Here is a 23265-nt window from a genome sequence, read left to right as displayed (position 1 = left end):
TTAAATATAATATTTTTAAACTAATTCTCCGTAAACACCTTATTTTTCAATAAAGTTTCTTGTGAATATTTATTTTATATATAGGTTTTACAACTTAATAAAAGTATATTTTAAAGTAATAAATAACATGGCTAATCATTGCTTTAGCTTGAGTTTACCTAAAAAATTTAGATTGAATGTAAATAATTTTTAAATGAGACAGAGTTTGTTGATCTTTTAATCGTTATCGCATTTGCGCTAAACATCCAAGCTCAACAAACTCTAAATGGTAGCAAGTCTAAGATCGCTATTTCATTCTCATGCGATTATGAACAGCCTGACTCAACGTATGACTATCCACATATTCCAATTCACCACCTTGTGGCACACCTTGTGCGATCCGTGTCATTTGCAAAGACAAATGTTTTGTCGCTTCTACAAGATAATGCGCAGTCGCTTGCCCTTCTACAGTTGCATTGGTGGCTAAAATTACTTCCGTAATTTTACCATCGGTTAAACGCTGCACTAGATATGGAATACCTATTTCTTCAGGACCAATACCATCTAAAGGCGACAAATGTCCACCCAATACATGATATTTGCCTCTAAAGCTACCAGACTGTTCTATTGCCATTACATCTGCAGGAGACTCAACCACACAAAGCAGCTGATCATCCCGATCATTTGAGCAACAAATATCACAGACTTCATTTTCAGTTAAAGAATGACAAACACTACACTCATGAATATAGGAAGTTGCTTCGTTTAGCGCATGCGCCAAACCAATAGCACCTTCTTTATTTTTCATGATCAGATGGAGTGCCATACGTTGAGCCGATTTCGGCCCAACACTGGGTAAGATTCGTAAAGCTTGTACGAGTTGATCAAAACGGTCGCTAAACACCTATGATTCCTTAGAACAAACCTGAAAGACCTGGTGGTAAACCCATACCTGAATTGGCTTCTTTCATCTTCGCTTCTGTAATGACTTCAGCTTGGCGAGCCGCGTCATTCATTGCTGCTGCAATCAAATCTTCAATCATATCTGGATCGTCTTGTAACAAATCTGGACTGATTTCGATACGCTTAACAACATTACGGCAAGTCATTGTTACTTTTACCAAACCGCCACCAGCTTCAGCATTCACTTCAGTCTGGGCAAGTTGTTCTTTTGCCTTTTTAACGTTGCTTTCCATATCTTTCTGCATACGTTGCGCTTGCTGCATAAGCATATTAATGTTCATAAAATACTCCGAACAAAAGTCCTAAATTAAATCTCTGTCTTGCACTTTCATGGCTAGTTTTTTAAAAGCCTAGAAGAAAATGAAAGAAACTCTTTTACAAATTTTGCTTATCTTAAATTAAATCTAATCCATGAGAAAGGTCACGGATAATATCATCGACATCTTCTAAGCCAACAGACAAACGGATTAAACCTTCACGAATACCCGCTGCTGCTTTTGCTTCAGGAGAAAGCTTACCATGAGTCGTTGTTGCTGGATGGGTAATTGTTGACTTAGCATCACCTAAATTACCTGTAATCGAGATAAATTGTGTATGGTCAATAACTTTCCAAGCACCTTCTCGTTCACCTTTCACTTCAAAAGAAACGATTCCACCAAAACCAGTTTGTTGTTTGGCTGCTAACTCATGCCCAACATGATCTGTTAAGCCAGCAAAATAAACCTTTTCCACTTTTGGATGAGCAACCAACCACTCGGCAATTTTTTGTGCACTTTCAGAATGCGCTTTCATACGCAGTCTTAAGGTTTCTAAACCTTTCAAAAAGACCCATGCATTGAATGGACTCATAGATGGGCCAGTGGTACGAACATAACCAAATACTTCTTCAAGTAATTTGTGATTACCGACCACAGCACCACCCAGTGCACGACCTTGTCCATCTAGATATTTGGTGGCAGAGTAAATCACTAAATCTGCACCAAATTGTAATGGACGCTGCAAAATTGGTGTGCAAAAACTGTTATCAATCGCCAATAAAGCATCATTTGCATGTGCTAAATCTGATAATGCTTGAATATCTGCGACTTCAGCCAATGGATTTGAAGGTGACTCAACAAACAGTAATCGAGTTTCAGGACGTACCGCGTCTTGCCAAGCGGTTAAATCAGTTAAATCAACAAAAGTCACTGCGACATTAAATTTAGCAACATATTTTTCAAATAATGAAACTGTAGAACCAAAAACAGCACGTGAACAAATCACATGATCGCCTGCTTTTAAGAACGACATTGCAACGGCCATGATTGCAGCCATACCTGAACTTGTTGCCACAGCCCGTTCACCACCTTCTAGTGCAGCTAAACGCGTTTCAAACATTGCTACAGTTGGATTGGTAAAACGTGAATAAATATTACCTGGTTCAGCACCAGAGAATTTTGCTGCTGCTTCCGCTGCGTTTTCATACACAAATGACGAAGTGAGGAAAATTGGCTCACTATGTTCACCTTCAAAACTGCGTGTATGACCTGTACGAATCGCTAAAGTATCAAGTTGGTATTCAATGTCGTCGTGCTGGCTCATTTCAACTACTCAGTCCAAAAACTGCCTTTGTAAAATATTGCCAACATTTTGAGCGCCCTATGTATTTAAGGTCAAGGTAAAATCGTAAATTATCACATACACTTCGCTTAAATCTGCATAAAAATGAGACAAACACCGCTTATGACACAAGTATCAGCTAAGTTCCAACAGCGCAAATCCAAATTGAAGAATCTAACCACACGTATCTTCAATGGTAAGTCATTGGTTTTATCTCAAAGTACCCCTTATGAAATTATTGCAGAGCATCATCAAACCAAAGTGCGTTACTACGCAGCTGCTGAAAAAAAATTTAAGGAACCTTTGGTTTTTACTGCGCCATTGTCGATCAATATGGCAATTTACGATCTCTACCCTTATCGTTCACTTATTAAATATTTTACCGAACAAGGCTATGATGTGTATTTATTGGACTGGGGAAAACTCAGTTATCAGGATCGCAATTTAAACTTTTTATATTTTATTGATGAAGCTATGCCGCTATGCATTAATAAAATCCGAGAACATGCTCAAAGTGAGCAAATTTCATTGCATGGCTGGAGCATGGCCGGCATTTTTGTATTACTTTACACGGCATTACGTCAACCCAATTATGTTAAAAACTTAATTATACTGGCCAGCCCAATTGACAGTTATGCATCGGGTGGCATCGGTAAACTTTATCAAAAAATAAATAATTTGATTATAAAGAATCAAAAACTGAAAGATACGTTATATAAAGGTGGTTTACCGAAAAAACTGATACATACCCCGGGCTTACTCAATGCCATTGGTTTTAAGATTTTAGATCCAAAGGGTTGGTATGAGGGTCATAAACAATTGTTGTTAAATCTAGACGACAAAGAGCTCTTGCATGAACACGCCACCCTTGGAAATTTTTTAAATCACATGGTGGATTACCCCGGTGGTGTCAATCAAGACATGTTATTTAATGTTTGGCTACAAAATCCACTGAAAAATGGGGCAATTCAGCTCAGTAACCATAAAATTGAACTTCGCAATATCGACTGTTCATTGATGATTGGGGCTGGAAAAAATGATCAAATGGTCACCGCAGACGCAGTTAAGCCTTTAAGCGAATTGACAAAGAGTAGTGATGTCACGTTTACTCTTATTCCTGGGGGACATTTAGGGCTAATGTCTAGTCAAAAAAGTGCAGATGAATTTTGGCCTACACTGTCCAGATGGTTAGAACAAAGATCGACAAAAATTTAAGAGATAGATATGAATACTACAGTTGCATTTATTGGTTTAGGCGCAATGGGCTATCGTATGGCAGCACATTTACCCAAACATTTTGATACCGTATATGTATGGAATCGAAATTTTGCAAAGGCTAAGCAACATGCAACTGAGTTTGGTACTCAAGCTGTCGAACTCGATCAAGCAGTGCAAGCTGATATTATTTTTTCATGTTTACCGACCAGCCAAGATATTGATGATTTAATCCAAAATTTAAAGATCAAAAATGGCGCGATTTGGGTCGATTGTACCAGTGGTGTACCTGATGCTGCGCGTAAACAGTCTGAGTATCTTCTCAAAAATAATATTCACTTCTTAGATGCACCTGTAAGTGGTCAAACCATTGGCGCTGAAAATGCAACACTGACCTTTATGGTCGGCGGTTCAGCAGAAGCGTTTCAAATTGCCCTACCTGCAATGCAAGCGATGGGTAAATTAATTAAACGTGTTGGTGACTCAGGTGCAGGCTTTGCAGTAAAAGCTGTAAATAATATGATGATGGCGGTTCATTTATGTGCTGCCGCTGAAGGATTTACCACGCTGAAAGCACATGGGGTAGATTTAAATGAAGCACTTGATTGTATCAATGCATCCAGTGGTAAAAGTGGTGTGACTGAAACTGCACTACCACAACGTATCCTCAATCGCAGCTTTCCACTGACCTTTGCTTTACCCTTATTGGCAAAAGATACAGGTATTGCCATTGATTTAGTTCGTGATGCAAGATTATCAGCACCTATTCTTGGTTTAACACAAAGCTTAATTACCGCAGCCAATAGTCTTTCAGAGCCTGATAGCGATTTTTCTACCGCGGTAAAAATGTATGAATCATGGAGCAAAATTACATTAGATTAATTTTTCGTCATTGAATAATCACAACTAAACCTTATAATCACATTAAGTGACATGTAAATATGTCAATTTCGAGGTCGTATCATGAATAAATATGTAATTGCTACACTTTCTAGTTTATCTATTTTAGTCGCTAGTCACGCTTTTGCTGATAACACCCAAGAATGTAAAAAATTGCAAGATGATTACAATGTCATTTATGCATCAAAAGGGTTCTGTTTTAAAGATCCTGAAGCAAAAGCAAAATATAATAATGACAATTGTTATACAAGTAAGCCTAAATTTTCTGAAAAAGAGCAGCAAAAACTTGACTCTATCAAGGAACGTCAGAAAGAATTGAACTGTAAATAATCACATTCACACCTTCAAGGAAATAAACATGGCTTATGATGATCAGAATATATTTGCACGAATTTTACGTGGTGAACTTCCTGCAATTAAAGTTTATGAAGATGATCATGTGCTTGCATTTATGGATATCATGCCGCAAGCCGATGGGCATACCCTGATTATTCCGAAGACGCCAGCATTGACATTGCTCGATTTAGATCCTGAAAGTGCAGCTTATACAATCAAGATTGTGCAAAAAATAGCGCAAGCCATTGAAACAGCTTTGGATGCTCAAGGTATTGTATTGATGCAACTTTCTGGGGCTGCTGCTGGACAAACTGTACCTCATGTACACTTTCACCTGATTCCGAGCTCGGTGCATGAATTAGGTCGTCATGCTATTCAAATGGGCGATCAGGAAAAAATTAAAGGGTTTGCTGAAAAAATTAAGGCTGCACTGGCTTAATTCAAAATCTTTTTAGAATCAATGGGGCTAATCAAGCCTCATTTTTTTATTTAAATTACACAAATGTCAAATTTTCGTCATTAAATTGTCATTTTTTCTTCACTGATATGTAACAAAGTTTACAGATACTGCATGCAAGTTAGTAAGTAGTGCACAAACCCACACTTACTGAATAAAAAAAGTAACTGCAAACCCATTGAACATGTTTTGGAGAAATCTCAATGAAAAAAGTGCTACTCGCTGCAGCAATCGCCACCCTTAGCATAAGCGCAGCTCAAGCAGCGCCAACATTGTATGGTAAATTCAACGTAACTTTAGATCAAATTGATAAGAATGGCTTTAAAGACGAAAGCGTAACTAAAGTAAACTCTAACGCTTCTCGTATTGGTGTTAAAGGCGAAGAGAAATTAACAGATAAATTGTCTGCTGTTTACTTGGCAGAATGGCAAATCAGTGCTGATGGTGATGGCGATGCTTTCACTAACCGTAACCGTTTCGTGGGGATTAAATCAGACGGTATTGCAACTTTAAAAGTTGGTCAGTTTGATTCATATTTCAAAAATGCTGCTGGTAACAACCAAGATATCTTCAACGATCACAACGAACTCGATATGACTGCGATTTTAGTTGGTGAAGATCGTTTAAAAAACGTGATCGGTTTTGAAACTGATAAAAAATTATTGGCTGGTTTAGCTTTCAACATCATGTTCCAGCAAGGTGAAGAATCATCTGCTTTAAAAAATGATGCTAAAGGTCAAAAAGGTAGCCGTGATAGTTTCGGTGATGGTATCTCTACATCACTTACTTATGACAACAAAGACTACGGTTTTGCTGCTGCTGTTGCAGGTAACTTCGGTGTTGCATCTAAATATAATGCATATAACTCTGAATTAGGTAGCAACACAATCTACTCTGACGCAATCCGTGTTACAGGTTCTGTAGACTTGAAACCTGCGGGTCTTGATGGCTTAGTATTTGGTGCATTATGGCAAACTGCTAAACCGTCTGATGACACTGTTGCAACCACTTCTGGTACTACAGTAACATCGTTCAAAGGCTTGAAAGAAAATGCTTATGGCATCACTGCTGCATATGCGATTCCTTCTACACCGATTAAGCTAAAAGCTGAATATATTTCTGCAACAACAGAACTAGATGGCCGTGATGATCGTAAACAAGACCTTTACGGAATTGGCGCTGATTACAACATCAATAAGCAAGCTCGCTTCTACGGTGTTGTTGGTCAACAAAAGCGTGATTGGTCAACTACATCTACACCAGAGAAAAAGAAAACTGTTATTGGCTTAGGTATGGAATATAACTTCTAATCCAAACCTTTAATAAAAAACGGCAAGTGATCTTGCCGTTTTTTTTCGAATCAACAAAACAAAAGCTCATTTTATAAAATACATATTCATTAGCTGAGTAACCATCATATAAATTTAGCGCTCTTATAAATAGCGCACATATCATTTCATCATCTATGACAGATCTTTCGTTTAGCAACATGAATTTCATCGTTGGATAGGCATACAGTTTCTTAAACGAAAACTAAAAATAATTAACTTAAATATCAATGTGTAGGATATGACAGCAGTTATATCTAAACACCAAAATATAAAAAAACTCGACAGAATCTTAGGATTTCACGCTGTCAATTTTTAACAATTAAAGTTTGATAAAGGTTCGAAACCCACGACTCGCATAATATGAGCCAGCACCATTATGATAGGTAAATGTACGCCCATAACGCTGGTCACAAAAGATCGCCCCACCTTGCTGACGTAATATCGTTGGAGTTTCGACCCAGCTAGATGTTTTTAAGTCAAAATTGAATATTTGCTGTAGAGCATAATACTGTTGTTCAGTCATTAGTGCTAAGGCATGCTTATTTACCCAATCGATCACCGTATCTTCAGGAGGATGATCCTTGCGACTGAGTAATGCCTCTCGGTCATAACATAGACTACGCCGCCCTTTTGGTGACTCAATTGCACAATCAAAAAAATACACACCTCCTGTGTTCGGTAAAACAACCACATCAGGCTCACCGCCAGTCATTTCCATTTGTTGTAAAGCCCATAACTTTTCAGGACAAAGCAAAAGTTGTTTTTGAACAAAATCCCAGCTCATTTGTGCATGTCGTTCCGTATGCTGCTGAAAACGCTGTGCTAAGGTTTTTAATAGCTTTTCAACTTGCAATGGACTCAATTTTTCTTGCTGTTTTATCATTTATTTTACTGCCTGACTTTAAGCCTTTACTAGCATAACATTATCCACCAAGTGCAACCAAATCCGCTTTTTAGGCATACAGCGGCTTTTAATCTAAGAGTAACTATTAATATTCAAGATTGTTCCATCATTTTTATTGTAAAGCAAATTACTGTCATTGCCATCAGTAAAAAATTCACAACCTATAACCTGTCCTATTTTTTCATTGTCAGAAATATTAATACTTTCTGGAAATAAATACACAGCATTCATCTCGATGTCTGTAAAACTTGAATTATTTGAAGAAATGTCATAAACAATTGAGCTAAGTTGATCATTTTTAATCCAACCCTCTATTACATTTTTAAACGCACCAAATTCATTGGTCAATTCAAAATTCAATTTGTTAATTGAAAACTCATAAAATGTTTGTAAATAATAATCTGCGTCGAACTCATCATCTGCTTTTAAGTTCAGATTTCGTTTTTGGTTTTCAATGTAATCATCCGTGCTTGTTTTTGTCTTTAAATAATGTCTTCCATTATGCTCGAAATCTTTTTCTAATCTATCAAAAATATTTTGAGCTTGTTCTGCACCTTTATAAAGTTCTTTACTGCCTTTAAATTTATATTTATTTTCTATAAGGTTAAATTGAGTGTAATGAAAAGTGTTATATTCCGTTTCAAAGCCTTCATTGATCCAGAGCCCGTTTGAAGAAACAAAATGGAATACATTTTCGGGATACTGATCCAATACTACGCTACATAATGGATAAAATATCCCTTTAAGAGTGTCATCGATAAAAACTTCGTTAAAATTTGGATATAGTTTAATTCTCATTTTCTTACATTACTCTTTAAAATTATTCCTCAATATTTTGGGATTTGTACGACTTTCAAAGTACTCATTTGACTTCTTACGTTAGTCAAAAAAATAAATAACTAAGTTTTCCATACCAACCTACCTCATACAAAGTTGACATAAATACTATTTAAATATTTCCTTTTCTATCAATAGTTTTATATCATCTATACATGCTATTCCATTTTTTTCAAAAATTGATTTTCCGTAAAAGCTTCTCAATACACTGATTAATTTTCCCTGTCGCTGCATGAGAAATAAAGTATACTCAATTGAATATTCCCCTCGAAACTCAGTTGAAATTTCAAGCAATACTTGCTGGCAAAATTGACTATTATTAATGAGTTGCTCAAGAGGAATTGGATTGAAAATAACCTTATATTTTATTTTCTCATTCTTAAAGATTGTAGAGTTTATTTCTGGTAACTTTGAAAATGGATGTTCTGATTGAAGCGGTTGTTTAAATAAACTTTCTTCAGATTTTTCAAACCAGAACCCTCTTGCAATCACCTCTATAAACTGATCATGAAATGAGAAGAGATAATGCTTAAAGTCTATAAGCATTTCATTTACATTTTCACCAAACCCATATGACAGTCCATAATTTTCCTTTTCATAATTGAATCTTTCGTCCAACCATTTTGAGTTTTCTATTCTAAAAACCCAAGTTCCACTTTCATCTGTTCCCCACTCATATTTGTAGGGCATCATTTCACCACGACAAATTTTTATCGCATCAAACTTATCAAATGTAATTCTTCCAAATTGATCGTCATGTGTTGAAAAATAAATTCCTGTTATATCATTACCATAGTAAATATCAGGACTTAAAACTGAGTCTGCTATAACTGGTATTATAATTGCTTTTACTGATTCCATTATTTATTTAACCTAATTATGCTTGCTAAAAATTATAGATTATTCACTGACTTATAAATAACTGATTTTAATTAATTTGATTACTAACACATACTTTTTAATATTTATACTATTTTTAAAAATGTGTGTCTATCATCCCACTTTATTATTTTATCTAACAACTCTCTCATACATCTTCAAACCTACAATAAAAAAACACCCCGCTCTCTAGAGATCGGGGTGTTTTAGATTTAAAAGCTGGCGATGACTTACTCTCACATGGGTAACCCCACACTACCATCAGCGCTAAGAGGTTTCACTTCTGAGTTCGGGAAGGGATCAGGTGGTTCACTCTTGCTATTGTCGCCAGCAAACTGTTATGGACTTGTTCGGGTCTTATTTAAATGCCTTACTTCGTACCAAATGAGTTTAACAGAACATTTGAGTTGGGTATTGTAACTAGCTTTTCAACTAAATCAAGTATGTTTGATCTTTTATGAATCAAATGATGCTTCATATACAACTGCTTGGGTGTTGTATAGTCAAGCCTCACGAGCAATTAGTATTGGTCAGCTTCATGCGTCACCGCACTTCCACATCCAACCTATCAACGTCGTAGTCTTCAACGGCTCTTTAGAGGACATAAAGTCCTAGGGAAATCTTATCTTGAGGTAGGCTTCCCGCTTAGATGCTTTCAGCGGTTATCCCTTCCGAACATAGCTACCCGGCGATGCGACTGGCGTCACAACCGGTACACCAGAGGTTCGTCCACTCTGGTCCTCTCGTACTAGGAGCAGATCCTCTCAAATTTCCAACGCCCACGGTAGATAGGGACCGAACTGTCTCACGACGTTCTAAACCCAGCTCGCGTACCTCTTTAAATGGCGAACAGCCATACCCTTGGGACCTGCTTCGGCCCCAGCATGAGATGAGCCGACATCGAGGTGCCAAACACCGCCGTAAATATGAACTCTTGGGCCGTACCAGCCTGTTATCCCCAGAGTACCTTTTATCCGTTGAGCGATGGCCCTTCCATACAGAACCACCGGATCACTAAGACCTACTTTCGTACCTGCTCGACTTGTGGGTCTCGCAGTTAAGCGCGCTTTTGCCTTTATACTCTACGCGTGATTTCCGACCACGCTGAGCGCACCTTCGTACTCCTCCGTTACTCTTTAGGAGGAGACCGCCCCAGTCAAACTACCCACCAGACATGGTCCTCGTCCCGGATAACGGGACAGAGTTAGAACCTCAATATTACCAGGGTGGTATTTCAAGGATGGCTCCATAGCAACTGGCGTCACTACTTCAAAGCCTCCCACCTATCCTACACAAGTAAGATCAAAGTTCAATGTCAAGCTGCAGTAAAGGTTCACGGGGTCTTTCCGTCTAGCCGCGGGTACACCGCATCTTCACGGCGATTTCGATTTCACTGAGCCTCTGCTGGAGACAGCGCCCCCATCATTATGCCATTCGTGCAGGTCGGAACTTACCCGACAAGGAATTTCGCTACCTTAGGACCGTTATAGTTACGGCCGCCGTTTACTGGGGCTTCGATCAAGAGCTTCGCTTACGCTAACCCCATCAATTAACCTTCCAGCACCGGGCAGGCATCACACCCTATACGTCCACTTTCGTGTTTGCAGAGTGCTATGTTTTTAATAAACAGTTGCAGGGGCCTGGTTTCTGTGGCTGCCAATAGCTCAAGGAGCAAGTCCTATCACCGTCAGCAGCGTACCTTCTCCCGAAGTTACGGTACCATTTTGCCTAGTTCCTTCAGCAGAGTTCTCTCAAGCGCTTTGGTCTACTCGACCTGACCACCTGTGTCGGTTTAGGGTACGATTCCTGTGTAACTGAAGCTTAGAGACTTTTCCTGGAAGCATAGTATCAGCCACTTCGCTAGTAAACTAGCTTGCTATCAGCTCTCAGCATAGAGCACCCCGGATTTGCCTAAGATGCATGCCTACTGCCTTTCACCTGGACAACCAACGCCAGGCTGACTTAACTTTCTCCGTCCTCTCATCGCATTACACAGAAGTATTGGAATATTAACCAATTTCCCATCGACTACGCCTCTCGGCCTCGCCTTAGGGGTCGACTCACCCAGCCCCGATTAACGTTGGACTGGAACCCTTGGTCTTTCAGCGAACGGGTTTTTCACCCGTTTTGTCGTTACTCACGTCAGCATTCGCACTTCTGATACCTCCAGCATACTTCTCAATACACCTTCATCGGCTTACAGAACGCTCCCCTACCACGTATACATAGTATACATCCGCAGCTTCGGCATATAGTTTTAGCCCCGTTACATCTTCCGCGCAGGCCGACTCGACTAGTGAGCTATTACGCTTTCTTTAAAGGGTGGCTGCTTCTAAGCCAACCTCCTAGCTGTCTATGCCTTCCCACATCGTTTCCCACTTAACTATAATTTGGGGGCCTTAGCTGGCGGTCTGGATTGTTTTCCTCTTGACTACGGACGTTAGCACCCGCAGTCTGTCTCCCGGATAGTACTCATAGGTATTCGGAGTTTGCATCGGTTTGGTAAGTCGGGATGACCCCCTAGCCGAAACAGTGCTCTACCCCCTATGGTATTCGTCCGAGGCGCTACCTAAATAGCTTTCGGGGAGAACCAGCTATCACCGAGTTTGATTAGCCTTTCACCCCTATCCACAAGTCATCCCCTGGCTTTTCAACGACAGTGGGTTCGGTCCTCCAGTTAGTGTTACCCAACCTTCAACCTGCTCATGGATAGATCACCCGGTTTCGGGTCTATACCCAGCAACTAAACGCCCTATTAAGACTCGATTTCTCTACGGCTCCCCTATGCGGTTAACCTTGCTACTGAATATAAGTCGCTGACCCATTATACAAAAGGTACGCAGTCACCGAACAAGTCGGCTCCCACTGCTTGTATGCATGCGGTTTCAGGATCTATTTCACTCCCCTCACAGGGGTTCTTTTCGCCTTTCCCTCACGGTACTGGTTCACTATCGGTCAGTCAGGAGTATTTAGCCTTGGAGGATGGTCCCCCCATATTCAGACAAGGTTTCACGTGCCTCGCCCTACTCGTCATCATTATATGTGCCCTTTCGTGTACGGGACTATCACCCTCTACGGTAGCACTTCCCAGAGCTTTCCGCTAAAACACATATAACTTAATGGGCTGATCCCCGTTCGCTCGCCGCTACTGAGGGAATCTCAATTGATTTCTTTTCCTAAGGGTACTGAGATGTTTCACTTCCCCTCGTTCGCCTCGCATGACTATGTATTCATCATGCGATACCTACCTTATGGTAAGTGGGTTTCCCCATTCAGAAATCTCCGGATCACAGGATATTTGCCGCCTCCCCGAAGCTTATCGCAGGCTATTACGTCTTTCATCGCCTCTGACTGCCAAGGCATCCACCACATGCACTTAATTACTTGACTATACAACCCCAAACAGTCGTTAATCCCTACAAGGAGGATCAACAATGTGAACTTAATCACTTCTATTTGTTGCCTGTGAATTTAATCACTATACAGCTTCAATTTAATTCATATACCAAAACGCTTGATTCAGTTTTATCGCTAGTGCTCATTTCACTCAACATTAACAATTGCTTGCTAACATCAACTAAAACGAGTTTAAACAATTATTTCAACTCAAATATATTCTGTTAATGATTCACTACCGCCTCGTCAGCGAGTAGTTAACTGTGATAAATCACAGAACTTAATAAGCTATCAGCTTACTAAGTTCTGTAATCACTTAGTCTTTAATTAGTGGTGGAGACTAACGGAGTCGAACCGTTGACCTCCTGCGTGCAAAGCAGGCGCTCTACCAACTAAGCTAAGTCCCCAGCTTAAGATCTTAATATATCTGCTCTTCTGTGTTCAGTAGACTTGGTGGGTCTGACAAGACTTGAACTTGTGACCCCACGCTTATCAAGCGTGTGCTCTAACCAACTGAGCTACAGACCCTCAGATACATCAATGAAGAACAACTTGTTGTGGATTCTTACCAATCGTCAATCTTTCGTTAAGGAGGTGATCCAGCCGCAGGTTCCCCTACGGCTACCTTGTTACGACTTCACCCCAGTCATCGGCCACACCGTGGTAAGCGTCCTCCTTACGGTTAGACTACCTACTTCTGGTGCAACAAACTCCCATGGTGTGACGGGCGGTGTGTACAAGGCCCGGGAACGTATTCACCGCGGCATTCTGATCCGCGATTACTAGCGATTCCGACTTCATGGAGTCGAGTTGCAGACTCCAATCCGGACTACGATCGGCTTTTTGAGATTAGCATCCTATCGCTAGGTAGCAACCCTTTGTACCGACCATTGTAGCACGTGTGTAGCCCTGGTCGTAAGGGCCATGATGACTTGACGTCGTCCCCGCCTTCCTCCAGTTTGTCACTGGCAGTATCCTTAAAGTTCCCACCCGAAGTGCTGGCAAATAAGGAAAAGGGTTGCGCTCGTTGCGGGACTTAACCCAACATCTCACGACACGAGCTGACGACAGCCATGCAGCACCTGTATGTAAGTTCCCGAAGGCACCAATCCATCTCTGGAAAGTTCTTACTATGTCAAGACCAGGTAAGGTTCTTCGCGTTGCATCGAATTAAACCACATGCTCCACCGCTTGTGCGGGCCCCCGTCAATTCATTTGAGTTTTAGTCTTGCGACCGTACTCCCCAGGCGGTCTACTTATCGCGTTAGCTGCGCCACTAAAGCCTCAAAGGCCCCAACGGCTAGTAGACATCGTTTACGGCATGGACTACCAGGGTATCTAATCCTGTTTGCTCCCCATGCTTTCGTACCTCAGCGTCAGTATTAGGCCAGATGGCTGCCTTCGCCATCGGTATTCCTCCAGATCTCTACGCATTTCACCGCTACACCTGGAATTCTACCATCCTCTCCCATACTCTAGCTTCCCAGTATCGAATGCAATTCCCAAGTTAAGCTCGGGGATTTCACATCCGACTTAAAAAGCCGCCTACGCACGCTTTACGCCCAGTAAATCCGATTAACGCTCGCACCCTCTGTATTACCGCGGCTGCTGGCACAGAGTTAGCCGGTGCTTATTCTGCGAGTAACGTCCACTCATCTTGGGTATTAACCAAGAGAGCCTCCTCCTCGCTTAAAGTGCTTTACAACCATAAGGCCTTCTTCACACACGCGGCATGGCTGGATCAGGGTTCCCCCCATTGTCCAATATTCCCCACTGCTGCCTCCCGTAGGAGTCTGGGCCGTGTCTCAGTCCCAGTGTGGCGGATCATCCTCTCAGACCCGCTACAGATCGTCGCCTTGGTAGGCCTTTACCCCACCAACTAGCTAATCCGACTTAGGCTCATCTATTAACGCAAGGTCACAAGTGATCCCCTGCTTTCCCCCGTAGGGCGTATGCGGTATTAGCATCCCTTTCGAGATGTTGTCCCCCATTAATAGGCAGATTCCTAAGTATTACTCACCCGTCCGCCGCTAGGTCAATTACCGAAGCAATCTCCCCCGCTCGACTTGCATGTGTTAAGCCTGCCGCCAGCGTTCAATCTGAGCCATGATCAAACTCTTCAGTTAAAAATCATTAGTGACTTAAGGTCACAATTCTGGCTCATCAATGTACTGACAAATTCTCTCAAATAAACTTCGAGTAATTTAAACCAATCAATCAATGATAATATTTCGATCAATCAATCAGTAAAAATCCACACAAGTTGTTCTTCATATTCTCTTAATGATTAATTTATCACTTCATCAGTGATAAATAAGACGCAATAAACATTTAACAACTTAACCCTCTAAGCCAAGTTCGTTTGCTGTATCGCGTCGGGATGCTGCGTATTCTATACAGATTTTAAACCAGCGCAAGACCTATTTTCAACAAAATGCATCGTATGATTATTTTTTAATCTAAATATTCAAAAAACCGCATAATTCACCTATTTTTTAGGCATTTTTGAGAAATTCAGCTTAAAAGTAAGCTACATCTATTATTCAAAATAGTCACCAGAAGATTGTGCATGTAAAAACGCAGGAATTAATCCAGTTAAAGCTGCACGTATATCAGCACGCTCATTAATCAATTGATGCGAGCCTTCTTCAAGAATCAATAAGGTCTGTAATCTAAATTGTCGACGTACAAAATCAATATTATATTTCCAGTCTACAGTTTGGTCTTGTGCACCTTGTGCCAACCAAACCGGAATGCGGCACTTTGGATAGGCTTCCATTTCCAGCATCCACTTTGACATTGCCAAAATCCAATCCATTCCCATCATTCGAGGTTGTAACGGGTCTTTAAGGCGTACAAATCTTAAAAACTCAGGATTGTGATTATTTCTTTTAAAGTGACGAGGAACTTCTCTTTTAATTCTGCGAATAATTCCTAAACCAATAGAATTATGCCACCACGCTGTTTTTGCAGGTCGTACCAATGGTGAAAGCAGTAACACCCGATCCACAATTGGATTTTCACGTTTTTGCGCATACTCAAGTAAGTGATGCATCCAAATTGCACCACCTGTACTTTGCCCCACTCCCAACCACGGCTTAGGAAGCTGCTCTGCATTTTTTACATATTGATAGACCGCATGTAACACTTGTTGGTAATGGTCAAAATTTTGAATATTTGCAGGAGAACCATTACTCAGTCCATGCCCAGGCAAATCATAAGTAATCACACTAAACCCTTGTTCAAGAATTTCTTTTACAATCGGTTGGTAAATACCACTATGTTCTAAATAGCCATGCAACAAACACACAGTGCCTTTTATTTTATCTATATTGGGTTTAAATACTTGCACATGGAGTTTAAACAACGGCATATCAATAAAACCTTGCCATTGCACACAGTCCAGTTGATCAAAACCATAAAGACGTTGGTAAGATTTTATTTCTTTATTTGGAATATATTCACGATTTAAGTTTAAAGCTTCTAATAGTTGTGGTGTTGTATCTCGACTTGGAATAGGTAAGTCAAGTTGCTTTAGAATTGTTGGATTTAAAAATGGAATATCTGCCATTAAGGTACCTCTCTACAGCCACTCGAACCAAACAACATATCTCTGATTGTTGCTAAAGTTTCATAATTGGCTCTACGACTATGATCATAATTTTGTTTGCTCGGCTGCCATGCTGTTAATTGAGTTGGCATTGGTGCATTGACAGGAATTGTTTCGATACCATTTAATGCAAATAAACGACGTGTTCTTGGCATATGGTAACGATCGGTAATTAATAAGACTGTAGGTGCACCACCTTTCTTCTGTAAAAGTAATGAGCTAAAGCGTGTATTTTCACAGGTGTTCATGCTTCTATTTTCTAATAGTTTTGCTTGAACACCGCGCTCAGATAACCATTTTTGCATATAGGGTGCTTCTACACCACTCAGCACAATAGGAAGTTTAACCTTCTCTTCTAAGGCTAAGGTTGTTTCAAGTCTTAGTTTGGTATAGTCATTCACAATAATGTCTTTTTGATTTTTATCTAAAGTTAAACCACCGCCCAAGACTACAATTGCATAAGGTTGACTGATTGGCTTCGGTTGTTCACTGGTTTTGGTAGGCAAACTTTCAAGATCTTCTTGTACTTGTGAACTGGACAATTCATTTGCCAATGTGTGTGAATTTTCTTGAAGTAATTTTTCATCAATTTTATGTTTTTTTAAGAATGTTAAATATTCATCCATTAAAGCCTTATTGTCTTCACTATTTAAATCCAATAAGTTTTTAACAACATCGTTCGATTGATTCTCAACAACCTCTGATGCAGCATGTTCAGACACCAATGGAATTACTGGTTTGTTTTGTTCTTCATCATCATTTTTTTGATCTTCAGCAATTTTTTCTTGCAAGGCTTTATATCGTAACTGGAGTAGCATTAAATCCTGAGCATTTTTACTCTTAATGGCTTCATCCATCAGCTTAAGATAGGCTTGTCGAGCAATCCATAAATCAGAACCAGGTTCTAAGTTTTCAGCCTCCGAAAGAGCAGCGTTTTGCTGGCTCTTTGCTGCCACCTGATTGACTTCAACTGGAACAATGCTATTCAGGATTTTAACCATCATTGTCGAATAAAATGGCGTGTACCAAAAAACGACCAAACAGCCGAATAATACAAATAATATGGCAATTATTCGTAGAAATCTGACCATCCAATGCGGTTTGACCATATATTTACTCAATTTAATGGTTTTCGATTAAGCCTAGTTCATTATAAAGCACAGGTTCAGGTTCTAAGTGCACACCAAACTTCTCAAAAACATCTTTTTGTACTGCCTGATACGTTGCGCGTACATCTGTCAATGTTGCATCGGCATAATTCACCAACACCAAAGCTTGTTTATGAAACATTCCCACCTGATTAAGCTGTTTACCTTTCCAACCTGATTGATCAATCAACCAACCCGCTGCAATTTTAACGTGATTCCCTGCTTGAGGATAATGTGGAATATTAGGGAATTTTGCAATTAATTGTGAAAACTCTTGTTGCTTAATAATCGGATTTTTAAAGAAACTTCCCACGTTTGGATATTCATTTGGGTCTGGGAGTTTACTTTGACGAATATGAATCACTTGCTTTTGTAAGTTTTCAGCACTCATATCATCCATCATTGCATCTTTTAAATCCCCATAATTTACTTTTAAATCAGCATGTTTAAGTAATTTAAAAATCACATGGGTAATCACATAACGATCTGGATCATCTTTAAAAATACTGTGTCGATAAGAAAAATGGCAATCTTGTGCTTGAATTGAAAGTGTCTGTGCTGATTGACGATCGTAGACTTCTACAGATTGAATAAATTCACCGACTTCAACACCATACGCGCCAATATTTTGCACAGGCGATGCGCCGACTAAGCCTGGAATCAAAGCCAAGTTCTGTAAACCATAAAGTTGTTGCGTTGTCGTCCACAATACAAAGTCATGCCAAACTTGCCCTGCACCCACTTTGATTGTTTTACTTTCGGCATCTTCACTTAAAAATTCAATACCTTGTATATCTATAGCAACTACAAGCGCATGAATATGCTCAGGCAGCATCATATTGCTGCCCCCTGAAAGCAGTAAAACGTTTAAATCGTGTGCTTTAGAAAACTGCAACGCTTGTTGAAGATCTACGATAGATTGTATTTTGACATAATGTGATGCAATCGAGTTCAAACTCAATGTATTAAAGGGTTTGAGCTGAACCTGTGATTCAATATTCATAACTTAAATTTATTTCCTAAAAATATTTCAATCACTTGCATTAAAACTGTTGTTGAAACACATGTACCCAAGCCAAACTGCTTGATTCACACTGATCAAGTACACGTTCAAATCCATCAGCTTCACCGTAATAAGGATCTGGAAGCGCCTGTTGTGGATAAACGTGATCATGCTCACTCATTAAAGCAATTTTAGCTTTGATTTGAGCAGGACCAAATTGGCTACTGGCTTGGTTATACAAATGCTGTATATCCGCAAAATTCTGATGATCCATGGCAAGAATCAAATCAAACTCTAAAAAGTCTTGTATTTTTAATTGTCTAGCACGTAACCCAGAAAGATCATAGCCTCTTTTTATTGCATGTTTTTGACTGCGACTATCAGGTGATTTATTTGGATGATAATTGCTCGTTCCAGCTGAATCCACAACTACATTTAATAGTTTTTCATCACAATAGTGTCGTAAAACCACCTCTGCTGTCGGTGAGCGACAAATATTTCCTAAGCACACACATAAAACTTTGTATGGCATTTTGGATGACATAACAACCTCAAATGATCATTTCTTTTATAAAGTCTTATGTTAAGTTATTTAGCAGGCGAATCCTATAGAACCTTAAAACAATAATGTTTAATTTGTGATGATAGATTAAGGATAATACATATGAGTCATTTTCAATTCCAAACTGTAGCCAATATTATTTCAGGTTTAGGATCAATCCAAGAGCTCAGCACAGTATTAGGCAATCAATACCACAAAGCATTAATCGTGACAGATGCAGGCATGATTCAACATGCACTGCATTTGCCACTATTAAAAATTTTAGCGCAATGTAATTTAGACTATGAAATCTATGCTGATGTACAGGCAGATCCAGCAGAGCAGATTGTTTTATCGGCAGTTCAATTCGCCAAAGACAATCAAGTAGATGTGGTTATTGGCTTTGGTGGTGGTAGTTCCATGGATGTTGCCAAACTCATTGCGATATTGGCAAATCCAAAGCAATCACAAAGTATTCAGGAAATCTATGGGGTCAATAATGTCAAAGGCCCTCGCCTTCCTTTAATTCTTATTCCAACCACGGCGGGCACAGGCTCTGAAGTCACCCCCATTTCAATTGTCACTACAGGTGAAACCACCAAAACAGGTATCGTTTCCCCCATTTTATATGCCGATGTGGCAATTCTAGATGCAACATTTACCTCAGGCCTACCTGCACATATCACAGCAGCAACAGGTATAGATGCGATGGTGCATGCCATTGAAGCCTATACCTCTAAAATTAAAAAGAATTTTTATGCAGACATGCTTGCTAAACAAGCCCTTAAACTTTTAAATAAAAATTTGAAATTGGTCTTGGCGGATGGTACAAATTTAGCAGCTCGTCAAAATATGCTGGTTGGCTCTATGCTTGCAGGACAGGCTTTTGCCAACGCTCCTGTAGGTGCTGTACACGCTTTAGCATACCCCTTAGGTGGTCATTTTCATTTATCACATGGGCATACTAACGCTTTGGTTTTATTGGAAGTGTTAAAATTCAATGCGCCTAATGCAAAAGCACATTATGCAGAGTTAATGCAATGGCTTGATCCCTATAGTAAAGGCAGTACAGAAGGCTTATGTGACTTATTTATAGATCATATGCAGAGACACTTGGATCACAGTGGTTTGACATTGAAATTACGCGATTTAAATGTACAAGAGCAGCAACTCGATAGATTGGCATCCGATGCAATGCTACAAACACGTCTTTTACAAAATAATCCGAGGCCTCTACTCCACGCAGATGCATTAAAAATTTATCAGGCGATTTATTAAAATTTATCAGCATTAATAGTGCACTGATTTATTGAATGCGCTTTTAAATAGACTTCTTTCATAAGTACTTTTTAAAACCATAAATCAACATAAAAGCACCCTCATCCTAGCCTTCTCCCAGTGGGAGAAGGCACTTTCAATAACAATATGAATCACTCCACATGATCATTTTTTGATTTATGAAAAGATCTTTAATCAACATGAAGCACAATTGATACATACTCGCTGAGTGTTTTATTTTTAAGTATAAAAATGCCCATCATATGGCCTATAATTTGTGTTTGAAATATGCGGCCTGCATCAGATCAAATTGGGCTAAATTTTAAAAAAAATTTATAATCTTGTAAAAATACAACATTAAAATTAAACTTGGTTATTCTCAAAATATGAAAAAAACAATCTTATTGCGTCGTTTTGTTATATTTTTTAATCAATCAAACTTAAAGTTTTTTTAAAAAATTTATTTAAAAATTATTAATTATCAAAATATTACTCTATTAAGTGACTATTTAATGACTAGCTAGTAATTAGTTTTTATTTAATTTTTATTTAATTTTTAAAATAATTACTCTAAAATCGCGCCAGATCTTAATCGGAAAATTAAGACAACTAGTATTGGAAAATGATTTTATGAAAAAACTTACATTAGCAATTCTGCCATTAGCAGCATTTGGATTAAGCAACGTTTCTCACGCAGCAACTTCAGATGGTAAAACTTTTGGTGTTTCTGCTGGTTGGTTACATGTTATGCCTCAAAGTAAAGGACAAGGCGTAAATGGTAAAACTGGTAATAGTCCTTACTTAGGTCCTTTGGCGAATATACAAGCCAATAACCCAGATGCAGGTTTTGAAGTACAAAATGCGGATACAGCAGGCTTAATGCTTGATTATTTTGTCAATGACAATGTTTCACTTGAATTAACTTTAGGCGCTCCTCCTGAAATGGAACTTGCTGGTAAAGGTAGCATTAAAGTTCATGGTCTTACTGTCGTTGATCTAAATAAATTTGATAAAGCGGCAACAACAGATGCTTATACGCCAACACTTTCTGCTCGTTATCACTTTGGTTCAATTAACAACAAGATCCGCCCTTACGTAGGTGCAGGCTTGATGTATGCTCATTTCTCAAATGTTGAGACTGATCCAGCAATCAATGATGCATTAAAAGCTTCACCTATCGGCCCGTTCAAGCCAGAACTAGGTAAAGTTAAAGTGGATGACGCGTTTGCACCTGTTGCAATCCTTGGCGCAGATTTCAATATCAACAAAAATTGGTATGCAACTGCTTCTGTTTCATATGCGCATTTAACAACAAAAGCAAAATTAAATGTTAATGGTACAACGCCAGCTGGACAAACAACGTTAATTTCAGGCCAAAGCAGCATTGAGATTAAACCAATCGTGACTTATTTAGGTCTTGGTTATCGTTTCTAATCAATTTGGACTGAATCAGTTCTAAATTGTAAAAGCTCATTAGGTTAAACTTAATGAGCTTTTTTATTTTTTACACTTGAATATAGTTGTGCTGTGCTAAAACACTTGTAAACACATGCAAAATTCATCTATAAAGTTACTTGTTAATAAAACTTTGCAAAGCCTTGGCTTGGTGATTGATCACGAAAAAGCACTGTTAACTTTTTATCTATTCGAATGAATAATCCAAATGAAACCAGAAATAAAATTACGTCCCCAATACTCCTTTATCTTCCCCATCCAAACTCGTTGGGCAGACAACGATATTTATGGTCATGTGAATAATGTGACTTATTATAGTTATTTTGATACTGCAGCGAATGCACTCTTGATCCAAAAAACCTACTTTGATATACACCATTCACCCATCATTGGCTTGGTGGTGAATTCTTCATGTCATTTTCTAGAAGAACTCACCTATCCTGAAATTATTGAGGTTGGGGTCGCCATTGCAAAAATTGGTAATTCATCACTGAGCTATGATCTGGCTATTTTCAAACAGGGTAAAACTGAAGCTTCAGCACAAGGTCAATTTGTACATGTATTCGTAGAACGTGAGACAAAGAAAAGCACCCCGATTCCACAAAAAATGCGAGATGCTTTGCAAAACTATATGCTTTAAGCCTAAAGCTAAAAATCGACGCTTAAAATAGCTTAAAACCGATAGCATAAAAATAAAACATCATTTTAAGCCAAGGTATTTTGATCCCAAAAAGCCTGACTCACTTCAGGCATTTGATTTAACATTTCAATAATCGGCTGAATTTCTTTTTCCTCAACGGAGTTCGCAATCAAAATCGCCTTAATTTCCACATCCTGTTCACCAAACGGTTCTACATCAAAATCTTTAGCAGGAAAATGATAACGCTTTAAAGCTTTATTCAGCTCATCCATGACATATTTGCTGTGCTCTTTTTGACAAACCACATAAATTTCATGTTGCATTTCCGAATCAACATTTAACGGCTTACGGTCGATAATATGTCCAATAGGACGTAATAAAGTATTGGCAGCTAAAATAAATATCGTCGCCAATATTGCTTCCACCAAACGGTCACAACCTGCCGCAGCACCGACAGCAGCAGAACACCACAAGGTCGCAGCAGTATTGAGTCCTTGAATATTGCCTTCTTGGCGCATGATTACCCCTGCGCCAAGAAATCCAATGCCAGAAACCACATAAGCAATCACCCGTACTGAACCATCAGCACCTGTTAAGTTATTGGCAATATCAACAAATATAGCAGCGCCAAGTGCGACTAATACATTGGTTCTTAAACCTGCTGTACGCTGCCTATACTGTCGCTCAAACCCGATCAATCCCCCTAAAATAAAAGCGCCAAGTAAACTAATCAAGGTATCTAGCATATTCGCTAATTCTAGATGTTGCATGAATTGGAGTTGCATTGGAGTTCT

19 protein-coding genes, 2 tRNA genes and 3 rRNA genes are annotated in these 23265 nt (G+C 39.2%); 8 read left to right on the top strand and 16 right to left on the bottom strand.

Features of this window, described 5'->3' with window-relative positions; translation table 11 throughout:
• Nucleotides 1-286 precede the first annotated feature (286 nt).
• The 3 genes from recR to CQZ96_RS01050 form a co-directional block, all read right to left on the bottom strand.
• Nucleotides 287-883 (bottom strand): recombination mediator RecR, encoded by a 597-nt coding sequence (gene recR, locus CQZ96_RS01060; RefSeq protein WP_004719588.1) that lies wholly within the window; start codon nt 881-883, stop codon nt 287-289.
• Nucleotides 884-893: 10 nt separating this feature from the next.
• A complete protein-coding gene (locus tag CQZ96_RS01055; RefSeq protein WP_004719585.1) occupies nt 894-1223 on the bottom strand; it encodes a YbaB/EbfC family nucleoid-associated protein in 330 nt (109 codons plus the stop codon).
• 112 nt (nt 1224-1335) lie between these two features.
• Nucleotides 1336-2523: an O-succinylhomoserine sulfhydrylase gene (locus tag CQZ96_RS01050; protein ID WP_105712436.1), complete on the bottom strand. Its 1188-nt coding sequence runs from the start codon at nt 2521-2523 to the stop codon at nt 1336-1338.
• 141 nt (nt 2524-2664) lie between these two features.
• On the opposite strand from CQZ96_RS01050, the gene CQZ96_RS01045 reads away from it, so the two are divergent.
• From CQZ96_RS01045 to CQZ96_RS01025, 5 genes are all read left to right on the top strand, one after another.
• Complete coding sequence (locus CQZ96_RS01045) at nt 2665-3756, top strand: alpha/beta fold hydrolase (protein ID WP_056511927.1); 1092 nt, start codon at nt 2665-2667, stop codon at nt 3754-3756.
• A 9-nt stretch (nt 3757-3765) separates the two neighbouring features.
• Complete coding sequence (locus tag CQZ96_RS01040; protein WP_105712435.1) at nt 3766-4638, top strand: NAD(P)-dependent oxidoreductase; 873 nt, start codon at nt 3766-3768, stop codon at nt 4636-4638.
• Nucleotides 4639-4719: 81 nt separating this feature from the next.
• On the top strand, nt 4720-4986 hold the full coding sequence (locus tag CQZ96_RS01035) for a YARHG domain-containing protein (RefSeq protein ID WP_004719576.1): 267 nt from the start codon (nt 4720-4722) through the stop codon (nt 4984-4986).
• A 28-nt stretch (nt 4987-5014) separates the two neighbouring features.
• On the top strand, nt 5015-5431 hold the full coding sequence (locus CQZ96_RS01030) for an HIT family protein (RefSeq protein ID WP_105712434.1): 417 nt from the start codon (nt 5015-5017) through the stop codon (nt 5429-5431).
• Nucleotides 5432-5652: 221 nt separating this feature from the next.
• Nucleotides 5653-6759: a porin gene (locus CQZ96_RS01025; RefSeq protein WP_004822251.1), complete on the top strand. Its 1107-nt coding sequence runs from the start codon at nt 5653-5655 to the stop codon at nt 6757-6759.
• A gap of 340 nt (nt 6760-7099) precedes the next feature.
• On the opposite strand, the gene CQZ96_RS01020 is transcribed toward CQZ96_RS01025, so the two are convergent.
• The 12 genes from CQZ96_RS01020 to CQZ96_RS00965 form a co-directional block, all read right to left on the bottom strand.
• The gene (locus tag CQZ96_RS01020) at nt 7100-7660 is read right to left on the bottom strand and encodes a DUF4256 domain-containing protein (protein WP_228722801.1); all 561 of its coding nucleotides are present in this window, start codon (nt 7658-7660) and stop codon (nt 7100-7102) included.
• Nucleotides 7661-7756: 96 nt separating this feature from the next.
• Complete coding sequence (locus tag CQZ96_RS01015) at nt 7757-8482, bottom strand: hypothetical protein (protein ID WP_105712432.1); 726 nt, start codon at nt 8480-8482, stop codon at nt 7757-7759.
• Between the two features lie 147 nt (nt 8483-8629).
• Entirely contained in the window at nt 8630-9382 is a 753-nt protein-coding gene (locus tag CQZ96_RS01010) for a hypothetical protein (protein WP_105712431.1), read from the bottom strand.
• Between the two features lie 235 nt (nt 9383-9617).
• Nucleotides 9618-9732: ribosomal RNA gene (rrf, locus tag CQZ96_RS01005) — 5S ribosomal RNA — on the bottom strand.
• A gap of 167 nt (nt 9733-9899) precedes the next feature.
• Nucleotides 9900-12790: ribosomal RNA gene (locus CQZ96_RS01000) — 23S ribosomal RNA — on the bottom strand.
• Nucleotides 12791-13127: 337 nt separating this feature from the next.
• Nucleotides 13128-13203: transfer RNA gene (locus tag CQZ96_RS00995), tRNA-Ala, on the bottom strand.
• 44 nt (nt 13204-13247) lie between these two features.
• A tRNA-Ile gene (locus CQZ96_RS00990) sits at nt 13248-13324 on the bottom strand.
• A gap of 59 nt (nt 13325-13383) precedes the next feature.
• Nucleotides 13384-14922: ribosomal RNA gene (locus tag CQZ96_RS00985) — 16S ribosomal RNA — on the bottom strand.
• Together the 16S, 23S and 5S rRNA genes with 2 tRNA genes alongside form the textbook arrangement of a ribosomal RNA operon.
• Before the next feature lie 413 nt (nt 14923-15335).
• The gene (locus CQZ96_RS00980) at nt 15336-16367 is read right to left on the bottom strand and encodes an alpha/beta hydrolase (protein WP_004719563.1); all 1032 of its coding nucleotides are present in this window, start codon (nt 16365-16367) and stop codon (nt 15336-15338) included.
• Nucleotides 16367-17515 (bottom strand): YdcF family protein, encoded by a 1149-nt coding sequence (locus CQZ96_RS00975; protein WP_056512837.1) that lies wholly within the window; start codon nt 17513-17515, stop codon nt 16367-16369. The genes CQZ96_RS00980 and CQZ96_RS00975 overlap by 1 nt, the downstream gene beginning before the upstream one ends.
• 13 nt (nt 17516-17528) lie before the next feature.
• On the bottom strand, nt 17529-18557 hold the full coding sequence (gene murB / locus CQZ96_RS00970) for a UDP-N-acetylmuramate dehydrogenase (protein ID WP_004719558.1): 1029 nt from the start codon (nt 18555-18557) through the stop codon (nt 17529-17531).
• Between the two features lie 40 nt (nt 18558-18597).
• Complete coding sequence (locus tag CQZ96_RS00965; RefSeq protein ID WP_105713683.1) at nt 18598-19101, bottom strand: low molecular weight protein-tyrosine-phosphatase; 504 nt, start codon at nt 19099-19101, stop codon at nt 18598-18600.
• Between the two features lie 120 nt (nt 19102-19221).
• Here CQZ96_RS00965 and CQZ96_RS00960 point away from each other — a divergent pair, with 120 nt between their 5' ends.
• The 3 genes from CQZ96_RS00960 to CQZ96_RS00950 all read left to right on the top strand — a co-directional run bounded on the left by CQZ96_RS00960 (nt 19222) and on the right by CQZ96_RS00950 (nt 22471).
• Complete coding sequence (locus tag CQZ96_RS00960; protein WP_004719554.1) at nt 19222-20376, top strand: iron-containing alcohol dehydrogenase; 1155 nt, start codon at nt 19222-19224, stop codon at nt 20374-20376.
• A gap of 630 nt (nt 20377-21006) precedes the next feature.
• Nucleotides 21007-21810: an OmpW/AlkL family protein gene (locus tag CQZ96_RS00955; RefSeq protein WP_004719553.1), complete on the top strand. Its 804-nt coding sequence runs from the start codon at nt 21007-21009 to the stop codon at nt 21808-21810.
• Nucleotides 21811-22039: 229 nt separating this feature from the next.
• Complete coding sequence (locus tag CQZ96_RS00950; protein WP_105713684.1) at nt 22040-22471, top strand: acyl-CoA thioesterase; 432 nt, start codon at nt 22040-22042, stop codon at nt 22469-22471.
• Nucleotides 22472-22536: 65 nt separating this feature from the next.
• Here CQZ96_RS00950 and CQZ96_RS00945 read toward each other — a convergent pair whose 3' ends face one another.
• A complete protein-coding gene (locus CQZ96_RS00945; RefSeq protein WP_004719550.1) occupies nt 22537-23256 on the bottom strand; it encodes an MgtC/SapB family protein in 720 nt (239 codons plus the stop codon).
• Between the last annotated feature and the right edge of the window lie 9 nt (nt 23257-23265).

The organism is Acinetobacter sp. MYb10, from assembly GCF_002980175.2.
Classification (GTDB): domain Bacteria; phylum Pseudomonadota; class Gammaproteobacteria; order Pseudomonadales; family Moraxellaceae; genus Acinetobacter; species Acinetobacter guillouiae.
This window is presented reverse-complemented; position numbering and strand designations above follow the sequence as displayed.

What these genes read in the sequence shown, in the direction of transcription:
- CQZ96_RS01055 (WP_004719585.1), bottom strand. Translation starts at nt 1,223, where the DNA reads ATGAACATTAATATGCTTATGCAGCAAGCGCAACGTATGCAGAAAGAT.
- CQZ96_RS01050 (WP_105712436.1), bottom strand. Translation starts at nt 2,523, where the DNA reads ATGAGCCAGCACGACGACATTGAATACCAACTTGATACTTTAGCGATT.
- CQZ96_RS01045 (WP_056511927.1), top strand. Translation starts at nt 2,665, where the DNA reads ATGACACAAGTATCAGCTAAGTTCCAACAGCGCAAATCCAAATTGAAG.
- CQZ96_RS01040 (WP_105712435.1), top strand. Translation starts at nt 3,766, where the DNA reads ATGAATACTACAGTTGCATTTATTGGTTTAGGCGCAATGGGCTATCGT.
- CQZ96_RS01035 (WP_004719576.1), top strand. Translation starts at nt 4,720, where the DNA reads ATGAATAAATATGTAATTGCTACACTTTCTAGTTTATCTATTTTAGTC.
- CQZ96_RS01030 (WP_105712434.1), top strand. Translation starts at nt 5,015, where the DNA reads ATGGCTTATGATGATCAGAATATATTTGCACGAATTTTACGTGGTGAA.
- CQZ96_RS01025 (WP_004822251.1), top strand. Translation starts at nt 5,653, where the DNA reads ATGAAAAAAGTGCTACTCGCTGCAGCAATCGCCACCCTTAGCATAAGC.
- CQZ96_RS01015 (WP_105712432.1), bottom strand. Translation starts at nt 8,482, where the DNA reads ATGAGAATTAAACTATATCCAAATTTTAACGAAGTTTTTATCGATGAC.
- CQZ96_RS01010 (WP_105712431.1), bottom strand. Translation starts at nt 9,382, where the DNA reads ATGGAATCAGTAAAAGCAATTATAATACCAGTTATAGCAGACTCAGTT.
- CQZ96_RS00980 (WP_004719563.1), bottom strand. Translation starts at nt 16,367, where the DNA reads ATGGCAGATATTCCATTTTTAAATCCAACAATTCTAAAGCAACTTGAC.
- CQZ96_RS00975 (WP_056512837.1), bottom strand. Translation starts at nt 17,515, where the DNA reads ATGGTCAAACCGCATTGGATGGTCAGATTTCTACGAATAATTGCCATA.
- murB (WP_004719558.1), bottom strand. Translation starts at nt 18,557, where the DNA reads ATGAATATTGAATCACAGGTTCAGCTCAAACCCTTTAATACATTGAGT.
- CQZ96_RS00965 (WP_105713683.1), bottom strand. Translation starts at nt 19,101, where the DNA reads ATGTCATCCAAAATGCCATACAAAGTTTTATGTGTGTGCTTAGGAAAT.
- CQZ96_RS00960 (WP_004719554.1), top strand. Translation starts at nt 19,222, where the DNA reads ATGAGTCATTTTCAATTCCAAACTGTAGCCAATATTATTTCAGGTTTA.
- CQZ96_RS00955 (WP_004719553.1), top strand. Translation starts at nt 21,007, where the DNA reads ATGAAAAAACTTACATTAGCAATTCTGCCATTAGCAGCATTTGGATTA.
- CQZ96_RS00950 (WP_105713684.1), top strand. Translation starts at nt 22,040, where the DNA reads ATGAAACCAGAAATAAAATTACGTCCCCAATACTCCTTTATCTTCCCC.
- CQZ96_RS00945 (WP_004719550.1), bottom strand. Translation starts at nt 23,256, where the DNA reads ATGCAACTCCAATTCATGCAACATCTAGAATTAGCGAATATGCTAGAT.